At 36.4% G+C, this 12,814-nt stretch carries 13 protein-coding genes; 5 read left to right on the top strand and 8 right to left on the bottom strand.

Annotation, left to right across the window (positions count from 1 at the left end):
* Window positions 1-313: 313 nt before the first annotated feature.
* Window positions 314-1,717 carry a TrkH family potassium uptake protein gene (locus FGL89_RS05475; RefSeq protein WP_014974973.1) on the top strand — a complete coding sequence of 468 codons (1,404 nt, stop codon included), beginning with the start codon at window positions 314-316 and terminating at the stop codon, window positions 1,715-1,717.
* 62 nt (window positions 1,718-1,779) lie between these two features.
* Window positions 1,780-2,442 (top strand): potassium channel family protein, encoded by a 663-nt coding sequence (locus FGL89_RS05470; RefSeq protein ID WP_014974974.1) that lies wholly within the window; start codon window positions 1,780-1,782, stop codon window positions 2,440-2,442.
* Between the two features lie 218 nt (window positions 2,443-2,660).
* On the opposite strand, the gene dld is transcribed toward FGL89_RS05470, so the two are convergent.
* The 6 genes from dld to FGL89_RS05440 all read right to left on the bottom strand — a co-directional run bounded on the left by dld (window position 2,661) and on the right by FGL89_RS05440 (window position 9,660).
* Window positions 2,661-4,346, bottom strand: coding sequence for a D-lactate dehydrogenase (dld, locus tag FGL89_RS05465; protein WP_014974975.1), 1,686 nt, complete (start codon window positions 4,344-4,346; stop codon window positions 2,661-2,663).
* Window positions 4,347-5,064: 718 nt separating this feature from the next.
* The gene (locus FGL89_RS05460) at window positions 5,065-5,484 is read right to left on the bottom strand and encodes an OsmC family protein (RefSeq protein ID WP_014974976.1); all 420 of its coding nucleotides are present in this window, start codon (window positions 5,482-5,484) and stop codon (window positions 5,065-5,067) included.
* 9 nt (window positions 5,485-5,493) lie between these two features.
* Window positions 5,494-6,021, bottom strand: a complete 528-nt coding sequence (locus FGL89_RS05455) for a PadR family transcriptional regulator (RefSeq protein WP_014974977.1) — start codon at window positions 6,019-6,021, stop codon at window positions 5,494-5,496.
* 70 nt (window positions 6,022-6,091) lie between these two features.
* Entirely contained in the window at window positions 6,092-7,627 is a 1,536-nt protein-coding gene (locus FGL89_RS05450; RefSeq protein WP_014974978.1) for an MFS transporter, read from the bottom strand.
* A 280-nt stretch (window positions 7,628-7,907) separates the two neighbouring features.
* On the bottom strand, window positions 7,908-9,239 hold the full coding sequence (locus FGL89_RS05445; protein ID WP_014974979.1) for a dihydrolipoyl dehydrogenase family protein: 1,332 nt from the start codon (window positions 9,237-9,239) through the stop codon (window positions 7,908-7,910).
* 121 nt (window positions 9,240-9,360) lie between these two features.
* Entirely contained in the window at window positions 9,361-9,660 is a 300-nt protein-coding gene (locus FGL89_RS05440; protein ID WP_014974980.1) for a hypothetical protein, read from the bottom strand.
* 97 nt (window positions 9,661-9,757) lie between these two features.
* Between FGL89_RS05440 and FGL89_RS05435 the strand changes: the two genes are divergently transcribed.
* Window positions 9,758-10,147, top strand: coding sequence for a hypothetical protein (locus FGL89_RS05435; RefSeq protein WP_014974981.1), 390 nt, complete (start codon window positions 9,758-9,760; stop codon window positions 10,145-10,147).
* 2 nt (window positions 10,148-10,149) lie between these two features.
* Window positions 10,150-10,656 (top strand): YbhB/YbcL family Raf kinase inhibitor-like protein, encoded by a 507-nt coding sequence (locus tag FGL89_RS05430; protein ID WP_147000462.1) that lies wholly within the window; start codon window positions 10,150-10,152, stop codon window positions 10,654-10,656.
* Between the two features lie 26 nt (window positions 10,657-10,682).
* On the opposite strand, the gene FGL89_RS05425 is transcribed toward FGL89_RS05430, so the two are convergent.
* Window positions 10,683-11,246 (bottom strand): DUF1129 domain-containing protein, encoded by a 564-nt coding sequence (locus FGL89_RS05425; RefSeq protein ID WP_014974983.1) that lies wholly within the window; start codon window positions 11,244-11,246, stop codon window positions 10,683-10,685.
* A complete protein-coding gene (locus FGL89_RS05420) occupies window positions 11,215-11,514 on the bottom strand; it encodes a PadR family transcriptional regulator (protein WP_186727201.1) in 300 nt (99 codons plus the stop codon). The genes FGL89_RS05425 and FGL89_RS05420 overlap by 32 nt, the downstream gene beginning before the upstream one ends.
* A gap of 243 nt (window positions 11,515-11,757) precedes the next feature.
* Between FGL89_RS05420 and argC the strand changes: the two genes are divergently transcribed.
* Window positions 11,758-12,798 (top strand): N-acetyl-gamma-glutamyl-phosphate reductase, encoded by a 1,041-nt coding sequence (gene argC / locus FGL89_RS05415; protein ID WP_014974985.1) that lies wholly within the window; start codon window positions 11,758-11,760, stop codon window positions 12,796-12,798.
* The last annotated feature ends 16 nt before the right edge of the window (window positions 12,799-12,814 follow it).

Below are 12,814 nucleotides of genomic sequence, written 5' to 3'. Positions count from 1 at the left end.
CAGTTATTCTACTACTTTAAATTATCTCGTAAATTAGAGGCTATCTAATACTGTGCTATATAAATTTTATCCATAATTTGTATAATTATATAGTTAGTATGTTATCTTAATAGAGCATACAAATAAAACAGAGTGACACGTGATTTTATAATTGAATTCTCAGATTAAATCACGACAGTCTCAACAGCAAAAAATATACTCTGCCAATATGAATGACTACCTCATACACTTCAATTTTATACAGTGTATAATGTAACAAAGAACGTTATAATAGGTAATCTACATACATTTAGAAGGTAATATTAATCTCACTATGTCACGGAAAATTGAACTCCCTACACCAGCGGAGATGAAAAAATTTCATAATCAATCCCAGCGCCATACCTTTTGGTCGCGTATTTCTATGCCTCAACGCTTAACGCTTGGATTTTTAACTGTCATTTCATTTGGTGCCTTGTTACTTATGTTGCCATTTAGTTATAATGGCTCAGCTAGCCATAGTTTCATGGACGCACTATTCACTGCCACTTCAGCAGCTTCAGTCACCGGGTTAACGGTCGTCGATACAACAACCCATTGGACTGTATTTGGTCAAATTGTCATTATGATCTTAATTGAAATAGGCGCGCTAGGCTTCATGTCGTTTTCTGTTTTACTCTTCACAGCAACACGACGACAAATGGATTTGCGTAGCAAAATGATGGTACAAGAAGTATATAGTTTAGAGAGTTTGTACGATACTCGTGTCGTATTTGGTTACGTGATTAAATTATCCGTTATTATTCAAATTGTTGGTGCACTACTCTTATCGCCCTTTTTTATAACTGAATTCGGCATCAAACGTGGCGCATTTTATGCAGTTTTTCACGCTATTTCAGCCTTTGGAAATGCCGGATTTACTATTTTACCGCATGGTAGTAATGCTTATATTAACCAACCTTGGATTTTATTTATCCTTGCTGGTTTGGTGGTTGCTGGCTCTCTTGGCTTCCTTGTATGGCGAGATCTATTAGTCTATCGTCATACTCGTCGGCTCACATTACACTCCAAACTTGCACTCGTTATGACTGGTAGTTTAATTTTGGGTGGCTGGTTGCTCTTTGAATTAACTGAAAAAAATTTAGCTATTGCTTCTGATGTTTCACCATTAAATCGCGTTGCGAATACTTTGTTTATGTCTATATCGTACCGTACAGCTGGTTTTACACAATTTAGTTTTAGCCAAATGGCTCCAGCTACTATCCTGCTCACAATTATGCTGATGTATGTCGGTGGCACCCCTGGTTCAACAGCGGGCGGGATCAAGACAACTACACTGGGTGTACTACTATTAAAAACAACAGCTGCGCTACGTGGCAAAACTAACGTGACTTTTGCCCATCGTCGGCTCACACAAGAAAACATCACTCGTTCCTTATTGCTTGTTTTTGTTTCATTAGTTTTTCTTGGCATCCTGTCCTTTTTACTCATGTTAACGCAAGGTACGGATTCTAAATTTGGGCTCGAATATATTATATTTGAAGTCGTTAGCGCATTTGCTACCGCAGGATTAACTTTAGGGCTAACACCACATTTAAATATTTTTGGGCAAATCGTCATTATGTTGACTATGTTTATTGGCCGTGTAGGTATCTATACTGTTATGTTTTCAGTATTAAATGTCCACAGCGACCATGCCCCCTATAAATATCCCGAAGAATCTGTTATTATTGGCTAATCTATTTTGAAAGGAGCTACATGTCACTGAGTTATTAAAAGACCAGGTGACATCAAACTATCATGAAGCAGACATATGCTATTATTGGGCTCGGCCGTTTCGGTGGTGCCCTACTAGAAACTCTTGTTGCTAACGGACAAGATGTCCTAGGTATTGATATAAATGAGGAAAATGTCAATGACTACCGAGATATTGCGACACAGGTTGTTATTGCTGATGCCCAAGAAGATGATGTCCTTAGAAAGCTAGACATTGGTAGCTTTGACCATGTGGTAATTGCCATTGGTCACAACATGCAAGCAAGTATTTTAGCGACAATTAATGCTAAAGATCTTGGTGCCAAAAATGTGATTGCCAAAGCCGAAAACAAAATACATCTCCGTGTGCTCACAAAAATCGGTGCTGATTTAGTCGTGCAGCCCGAACGTGAAATGGGTGAACGTGTCGGACGAAAACTCTTGGCGCCAAATATGTTGAATTTCATCGAACTATCAGATGAGTATTCTATGGCTGAAGTGCAAGTCGTTAATCCACAATTTGCTGGTAAAACAATTTCTGAACTTAATATTCATAAAAAATTCGGCTTGAATGTCATCGCAGTTCGGCATGAAGGTGAAGTTCTCGTTGCACCTAAAGCCAGTTATCGTATCCATGATAAAGACATTCTATCTGTTGTTGGACCAAAAGATATGGTCGATGATTTTGACCAAATGACAAATAATTAAATTCTCTAAATAAACCTGAGCGACATTTAAAATATACAATGTCACTCAGGTTTATTTTATCGATCGAAAATATTATCATATTAAAAAAGCCAACTTCCTAGAACGAATGAACTGTCTAGAGAATCGGCTTTTTTACTGCTATTTAAGCACAACGCGCTTATATATGATGTGCTATTGTTGTGAGGTAAATACAAGACACAATATAATTATTAACTGAATTAATAATTACCCCAATACTTTTCCATCGTTGTCAACCCAACACCTGGATTGAAACTATTAGTAGGATCATTCTGCTTATAATGATTCACTAACGTTGACGCAGCGTGGTAAAGATGTCCAACATTGTGTTCGGCAGGATAAATCGCACCTCTTTTATCAAGCAATTTCAACATTTCTAACTTCAATTCATGTGGATCAACACCTGGCTTCAAAATATAATCTTGATGCATCACATGATCAAGAAAGTGACCATAATACAACTTATGCTCGATTTTATCCTCAATTTCCTTTGGTAAATGTTCAAACCAATCAAACTCATTACGAGGCAAGGCAATATCTAACGGTAAAATATCCAATTTTTTATTTTGGAAAACCTCTTGATATCTAATGGCGACACCAGCTGTTACATAACGATGTGTAGCAGCTCTTTCAGCCTCTGAAGGTGTACATTCCAAATAATCGCCTGATTCCGTTTTGAAAAATTCTTTCAGATATTGGCGTGCTTCATCAATTCCTTCACCAACCATCTTTAATTGTAAATAATGTTCATACTTGTTGCTATACGCTTCAATTCTTTTCGGTAATTGATTAGGAAATACTTGGCCGACATGCTGGAGCATACGATCAGGAAAATACGGTTTAAAAGTTGGAATATGACCGAGTATACGTTCAGCAGTTGACTTCAAGCTAAACAAATACGGCAACATATTCGTACCTATTGTATCAATAACAAGCAATGAATCCTTACCATATTTTTTTGCTAAATCATATGCCTCTTTATGCATATACTCTCCAGATACTGGCAAATTCTTAAATTCAGATAGGATATGGCGACGCATTTTTTCTAACACAGCTGGCTCATTTGTGCCAATATAAAAAACTTGTGAGTCCCCTTCTTTTGGGAATGTGTCCAAGCGGACAGCAAAAGCTGCTAATTTACCAGATGCACCGGACACTTCATACAATTCATTAGGATCAGCATTATAACGCGTTGGTGTGTGTGAGCCAATATTGCGGACACGGGCTTCATAATCACGGTTATGCCCAACACGCTTTTCATCTTTTTTAACATTATCAATATCAAAATTTCGATTTTCTAGATTATTAATCATTTCCTCAGGTGTATCTCCTAATTCAATACCGAGATGATTAACGAGACGCAATTCGTCATTAGCATCAATTTGAGCGTACAATGACAATTCTGTATATGCGGGACCACGTTGAATCAACGCACCACCCGAATTATTGTTAATACCACCAATGACTGAAGCACCCAAATTTGATGAGCCAATAACTGAATGCGGCTCACGATTAATGACTTTTAATGCGTTTTCTAGTTTAAATAACGTTGTACCTGGAAAAGCAAGTGCCTCCTCTCCATGGTTAATCAGTTGCACACCTTTAATTCTTGTGCCATTGACCACAACACATTCACGGTCATATCCCGGCGCTGGAATTGATCCTTCAGTTAAGCTAGTATTCGAAGCTTGCATAATAATTATTGTATTATGGGCGTGTAATACTTTTAACACTTTCCATAACTCCATCATATTTCCAGGCAATACAACCGCTAATGCGTCCCCTCGTCCACTTCGATACCCACTTCGATAGCGCAATGATTTTGAAGCTGATGTGATGATGTGATTGTTACCAACAATTCCTGTCAACTCTTGAACAGTTGTCATAATAAACCTCCACAAAAAATTTATCCTTTGATCAATTTTCAAAGCATATTTATATTTACACTATACCACTTTGATTTTAAAAAGGTTGATTTTAAAAGATCCAGAACACTTTTATGAAATTAATTGCAATTCAAACTATTGATTTCATGTTGATGAGTTACGTCACAAAATTTCAGTATAATTAAGAGCGTAAATGATATTTTTTACTTCAATTATTAATTATGCCATTCAAATGATGTTTATTATAATTTAACTTAATTTCTATTTATCTAGAAATATTTCTATATTATTATACGTTACCATCATTGTTAATCATGTATTTTTCTAGTGACTAATATGGATTATTTTTATTAATTAATAATGCCAACTATTGACTGTTTAACCAACCTACTCATAATCGAAATGACACGTGAAAATATTTAATATGTAGCATTTTTTCTTCTTAATTTAACAAAAAATCTTCTTTAGTACCACATAAGCGTATCAGCACCAATACAACCAACCGTTTTCTAATTGTTATCATTTTTATTTAATACTGTTGTGGCATTCAGTTACGGCACCCAAAAATAAGTTCCTCGAATTATAAACTAAATAAATCACAATCCCTAATAATAGTACTAGTTTAATTATTCTTGAAAATTGAAATATCATCCTAATCAAAAAGCTGCTGGTGGTTAACCAACAGCTTTTTGATTTACTAAAATCACTGAATTGTACTTTAATTTAGACTATCAACTAAAGAAATACTCACATTATCGTTACCCATTAACAATTTTGAAACAGGGCAACGACGCTCGGCAATTGACAAAATTTCTTCTGCTTCTTGAGCACTCACATGTGGTATTTTTACCTGAGCATGCACAATAAACTGAAATCCCTCCGTATCTCGAATCATATCAATTGCGACACGTACAATGCTCTGATGTGTCAGTTGACGACGCTTCTCTTCTGCTTCAATTGTCGCATTTAAACAAGTTGAGAAAGATACAGCTAATAACTGTTCTGGGTTCGTGCCTGCTTGGTCACTCAGTGGCCCACTAGTCACAACATCGAGATCACAACTAGTAATTGTCTTGACATGCCCTATTAAACCATCCGTATTTTCAACTTCAGTATGATACAATGCTTGTTCTGTCATCGTAAACACCTATTCTGCCCCATTTTTGTACTGTGCTAACGTATCATTTAGCACGGCCAAGGTTGACTTATAGTAAGCAATCCCATAATTAAACGCAATTTTTTGAGTGGTCGTCATACCACTGCCCACCCATTGATTTAATTGTTCTTTTAAATTAACTAATTTAGCCGACTTCCGAGCAATTTCTTCCTTAATAAAGGCTATCACTTGTTCTTCTGGTAAGTGTTCACTAAAATACAATCTCATTAGAAAATCAGATTTCAGTACTTCATCAGAAGTTGGTTTTAAAAGTGCTACTGAAAAAACTTTTTCTCCCGCTGGTGTAATAGAATAAACATTTTTATTTGGTTTGTCTGTCTGTGCAACTTGCTCTTTACTGACTAATCCCTCAATTTCTAGTTTCTTCAATGTTGGATAAATCATCCCAAAGGTACCATCAAAAAAATGGTTCAATCGCGTTTGAAAAATATCATTGATTTCGTAACCAGTATGCGGACCATCTTGTAAAATACCTAAAATGATCTCTTTGCCTTTCATTGTCACAATGATGGCCTCCAATTTGTATGTTACTTAACATTATACACTACGTTAATATAACATACATCAATTAGAATTTTTTATCCTTCAAAAATGCACTCACAACAACACCTAGTAAGATAAACGGCAATGAGAAAATATACAGTTTTTCAAAACCATGTCTTAATCCCACAACCACATGCTGTTCAATATCTGAAACACTATTGGCTAAAGCTTCAGGCAATTTCTTCGTATTTGTTGGTTCAAACTGAGATTTATTCATATTCTTATCAATTTTTTGTATGACAACTTTTTTCTGTGGCTCTGGCATTTGTGTCTTCTCTATCTTTTGATGTGCATAATCTGCCGATTCTTTTCTAGCAACATCTAAGTTCACATATAACCCTGTCACAAAAATAGCCACTGATAGCATTGTCCCAACTTGCCGTAAGACACCAGTTACACTTTGAGAGGCTGTGAGCAATTTATCTTGAAAACTACCAGCTGCAATCACAAGAATGGGGCCAGTAATTAAGCCATATCCAATACCAACTATTAATCCTGCAACCAAAGCAGACCACTGATATGCTAACGCACCATATGCCAACCAAGCAAAACCAGCGGCCATAAATGCAAATCCCATCATGAGCAACCAACTACTTCTAATGTGATCTCTTGCAAAACCGGATATTGGTGATACCACGAAAATAGCAAATGATATAGGTGCAATAAGCAAGGAGGCACGCAAATCATCATATCCTTGAATATTTATAAAATAATTAGGCAGAATAACAGTAGTCGCAGCTAAAAATAAATTACTCAACACGATAATAAGTGATGCAATTGTAAATGTACGATTATTAAATAGTTCTAAGGGTACCATTGGATTGCTGCTACGTCGTTCAGTTACCAAGAAACAGATAAAAGTTATCACGCTGATAGCAAAACACGATATGGTTAGCCATGAATACCAACCCCAGACACGTCCTTGCATCATGCCTAACGATAACGTAGATAGAAAGACAATACTAAATACTGCCCCCAGTACATCCAATGGTTGTCGATGTTGTACCTCATTTTTAATTTTTAAATTAGCCAAACCAAGTACAATCATAATCACGGTTAAAGGAACATTGATCAAAAATATCCAGCGCCAACCCAAAAATTGTGTCACAACACCACCAACAGTAGGGCCAAGGGCAGCCGAAATGCCTTGCGTAATTCCCAAAATGGCAATCATCCCTGTTCGGCGAGAAACTGGTACTAGGCTAATCCCTAATGTCATGGATAACGGAAATACCAGTGCCGCACCAATACTCTGTATTGCTCGACCAACAAGTAAAACATTTAAGCCAAATGCACAGGCCGAAATGACTGAACCAGTACCAAATAATGCCACACCAATTAAAAACCAGCGATGACTACCAAGTACTTCTGCTAATCTGGTTAACGGTATCGTTAATGCCGCAAATAAAATGAGATACACATTCAATGCCCATGATAATTCATCAAGCCCAACATGCAGATGCTCACTAATATTTGGTAAACTCACATTCATAATGGTTGTATCCAGCATGCAAATAAAGATACCCAGTACAAATAAGGTCGTTAAATATTTTGTTTTCATAATCGCTGTCCTTTTTATTAACTTTATTTATATTAATATTGTTAGTATAAATAAAGTTAATAAATTTGTCAATAGTTATTTTATTTAGGACAGCTTAGTTTAAAAAATAGCCGTCAAAGGCAAATAACATATCATTAAAGCACCAATAAAAGTAGATCTAAAATTACCACTTGCATTTCAATTCATCACATAAAAAAACGCGGCCTACGCCGCGCTAATAAACTGCTAACTATTTCTAAAAAATCCTAGCTACAATATTCTTTTTATTAGCCACCCATCTTCATAATTGTGCCCATGTTGCGGCACCTATTGATGGGAATAAGTGAATTAGTCGTTCAATTTCAGCCGATCCAAATTTAAATTCGATCGCTGGCAACAAGGAATTAACGACATTTTCAGCTTGCTCACTGACTTCGGTAACACCAATCAAATGATGTTGTTGATCAAAAATTAATGTGTTATCTGCGATTGCTTCATTGTCTACTTGACGATACCAATCTTTTGTTAAATCTGTTTGCTGCACAGTATAACCATTGTGTTCCGCATCTTGCGCCAACATGCCCGCCTGTGCGATTCTTGGTGAGGTAAAGACAACTGAAGGCACAACAGGATACTGAATTGGCGCTGTTGTTTGACCAGAAAACTGTTTGAAAAGATACGTTGATTCAAAAATTGCTGTTGGAGTCAATTTGGGTTGTGTTTTATCAATGACATCTCCTGATGCATAAATATTATCAATATTTGTCTGTAAATGATCGTTAACAGAAATACCTGAGTCATTGTAACTTAAGCCTATTTTTTCTAACCCAATATTGTCAACATTTGGTATCCGACCCGAAGCATCTAACACCCAATCAACTGTCAACAACTGATCACCACTATATTTTACTTGAATTTGTTTACCATCTTGTTCAAACGCTGTAACATCAGCATTTGAAATAAATTTAACCCCACGATGCTTTAAGTCAGTCACAACCTTATCAACGTACGGTGCATAAAATTGTCGTAATACTCGTTCACCATGCATTAACACCGTGATATCAGCACCTGCTGCGTTAGCAATTGTTGCAAATTCCATACTAATGTAACCGGATCCGATAATAACTATTTTTTTAGGCAAAGTAGTCAAATCCATAAAATCACGACTATCATGAGCCAAATCTGCGCCCGGAACATCAAGGCGATGTGGTCGTAGCCCAGTCGAAATGACAATTTTATCAGCAGTTATTGACCGACCATCAACAGTAATTGTATGATTATCTTCAAACATACCATGTCCGTGAATCACATCGATCCCTGAATCATTTAGCAAGCCACCAATCATATCTGGTAATCCTTTGATGACCGCTTCTTTATGTGCCTCATTTTGAGTCCAATTAATGGTCAGGTTTCCTTCAACAATCCCAGATAATCGTTCTGCTGTTCGTGTCAATTCCACTGGTGCATCGAGCGTGATTTTGGCATTACAACCATAATTAGGACACGTCCCACCAATCATATCAGCTTCGATAACACCTACTTTAGCGCCTGACTGTGCTAGTGGCATTGCACCATCAAATGTGCCATGCCCACTACCAAGATATAAAACATCATAATCATATTGACTTGTCATTAACTAACCTCCTAATGGCATACTAAGAATTTGCGCTAAGCAGAAACTTGCTTAGCGCTTACATTACCTATAGTATAAACCGTTATTAGTGAAGTTACTAAAAATCAGCTTTCAAATAATTCTAACGCCCATCTTCGTCAATTTGATTGATCTTATTAAATACATGAAATAGGTTTTCCATCTCGGTTAGTCGATATTTTTTTGAATTACGATCATAAATAATTTCTGATTGAACTGGTTCACCGACCTGTAAATCATGCAAAAAAGTACGAATTTCTGAAATATCACGCTGCACCGTTTTGCGTCCGATAAAAAACATATCTTCTATTTCTTCAATTGATAACGCACGTCGGCTAATTAATGCTGAATATAATCGCAAAATACGTTGCTTGTCATTAAATACTGTTTTACGTGCTGCCATGATTTTCCTCAGTTTTAAAAGTTAAATTTATTGTACCAAATAAAACAAATGTTCGGTACAATAAAGTTATAAATATTTTTCAAGAAAGGTGAAAAGCATGTCGCTATTTCATTTATTTAAAAAAAAGCCAAAAACTACTGTGACAAAAAAGGCATCATCTATTGAAGATGAACCAATTACTTGGGAAAACACAACAGACCCTGATGTGTTTTTCAAAGGTTATCATCAAGCGATTGCTGACTTAGAGAATAATGAACAGGTAGCGGCGGCTGAAACATTACGTGCCAACGCGCCTACCCTGCAGAAAGCATTTATCGACCGTTTTGAGGCAGCTACCACACAACACATTAGCGCCATAACTGACATTGATAAACGTACTGAAGCTATTATTACCGCCACCAAGGCCATTCGTGTTTATAATAAGGAAATGACAATCGATGTGCGCGCACACCTTGCACAAACAAAGAAAAATTTGATAGGAGAATAATTATGGAACTTCATGTCGACTTGGATAATGGCCTACTGCCTGATAAATATGCCAAATATGCACCAATTGATTATCGTACAAATGATAGGCCAACGGTTAATTTTCCAGTAATAATCACAGATATTCTGGCAGGAACTCAATCATTATCAGTGAGCCTCATTGACTACGATGCGGTACCAGTGACTGGCTTTCCTTGGATTCACTGGTTAGCAGCTAATTTACCTGTCGCCAATATTCCAGAAAATTTGCGAGCCCGCGGCCATGCCGTATCTGGTACTAATTCTACTTGGCACATGGTACAAACAACAAACGAAACAGCCAATCCTGACATTAATCAGGCTTACATTGGCCCTATGCCACCAGACAAAACGCACAACTACACACTAACTGTATTTGCACTCGATACTAAACTTGATATTCAAGACGGTTTCTTCTTGAATGAATTACGTACAAAAAGTAATGGTCATGTTTTATCCATTGCAATAGTAGAATTGCCTGCACGTGCCTAACACTTCTTCGGAAGTGTTTTTTTGATTTAAAAACGAATGACCCAAAAATCAGGTAAAACATAAAATAAACCAACAAGTATCAAAATATAGATAATAATTGAAAGATAGAAACATAGGTGTGTTTTTTTATTATTAAGTAAAACAAAGTTCAACAATTTTTCACGATAACAATATAGTACTGATAGCGTAATCATGCCACCAACTAATGACAGCAAAAACGCCCCGCCATTAAAATAATGCTTTGAAAATATATCCATAACAAAGCTACTCAACATCATCGCAAAATAGATGACAGGCACAAACCAATAATACTTCAGTGTCTGCCAAAATTTCATATTAGGAATCTCTGCCATTGTCTTCTGCAATAATACATTGGGATCTCCAAAAACTTCTTCCACACTATAACCATCACGTTGAGCATCTAGAATATCCTTTAAAATATCCAGCAATAGCGGTTCAACGACTTCCTCTGATTTCCACAAATACTGTAACCGTCCGCGAGTGATAACTTGATCATAGTATGCTGCATTATCCTTGTTCAGCTGCTTTTGTAACTCATTATTTTCCCCAATAACGTCTTTGATTCTCATCAATTAATCCCTCCATATTTTGCTTTAATCGCGACCACGTTTCAATAAATAACTGCAAATATGTTCTACCTTCAGCTGTTATTTTAAAATATTTTCGTGCTGGTCCTTCGGGTGATTTTCTCATTTCACCGACAATATATCCTTCGCGTTGTAATTTTTGTAACGCGGGATAGATTGTGCCATCAGATACCGTATCAAAGCCTGATTCCTGTAACCTTTGGTTTAAGACATACCCATACAATTCCTCACGAGAAATGATGAGTAACATAGCACCCTCTAATGTGCCTTTTAATAGTTGCGTATTCAATTTTGACACATGTCGCCTCCTAACTTGTAAAACAATATAGCTATCAAAAATAGTTTACCATCAACTACCTCGTTTTACAAGTTAGTAATTTCGTGTATTTATATACATTAATTCACTAATATTCATGTTAATCATGCATATTAATTGTATTTTAATGCACAAAAGTTTAATATTTATAACATCATATGAACGAGGAGAACCAGCATGAACAAAAAAATAATTAATGTTGCCATTATTGGTATTACAGGTTATGGTGGTCTTGAATTGCTGCGATTATTGTACAATCATCCTGCTGTTCATGTTGTATCAATTCACAATACATCAGATCATGCAGAAGAGATTAGTACAACATATCCTCATCTTAAATCAATGTATAATTTAACACCAATACCAGCTGACCCTTTGCATATTATGCAATCTGCTGATGTCGTATTCTTCTCTACTTCTAGCGGTATCAGCAAAGACATGGCGCAACCATTCATTGAAGCTAATTTTCTAGTCATTGATCTATCCGGAGATTTCCGACTCAATGCATCTGAATATGCCACTTGGTACAAGAAAACACCAGCCCCGCAACACTTACTTGACCAAGCTAAATATAGCTTAGCTGATTTTTATCAAAATGATAGCCACTATATTGCTAATCCTGGCTGTTATGCCACAGCAACATTGCTTGCTTTAGCGCCTCTCGCTCAGCAAGGTTTGTTGGATGAAGAAAATATCATTATCGATGCCAAAAGCGGTATGTCTGGTGCTGGTAAATCATTGACAACCAGTAGCCACTTTATCAATGTTAATGAAAATTTCACAATGTATAAAGCAAACCATCACCAACACATCCCCGAAATCACGCAACAGTTGAAGCAGTGGCAACCAAATATTAACCATATTCAATTTACGACATCGTTACTTCCCATTAATCGCGGTATCTTTGTCAGTGCCTATGTCAAACTCCATAGCGAGTTATCAGCTGACTCACTACAAAAAATATATGAAGATACTTATCAAAATAAACCTTTTATTCGTGTCATGACGCAAGATCAATTACCCAATATTAAACAAGTAATTGGCACAAATTTTGCAGATATTGGCTTAACATACAATCCTGACACCAAATACCTCACAATCATTAGTGTCATCGACAATATGGTGAAAGGCGCTGCAGGTCAAGCTATTCAAAATATGAACCACTTATTTGATTTAGATGAAACGACTGGTCTAGAACTCATCGCACAATACGCCTAAAAAAAACTTACAAGGA

The organism is Leuconostoc carnosum (assembly GCF_007954525.1).
In the GTDB taxonomy this organism is placed as follows: Bacteria; Bacillota; Bacilli; order Lactobacillales; family Lactobacillaceae; genus Leuconostoc; species Leuconostoc carnosum.
Note: the sequence above shows the minus strand (reverse complement) of the source record. Positions and strands in the feature narration are given on the sequence as shown.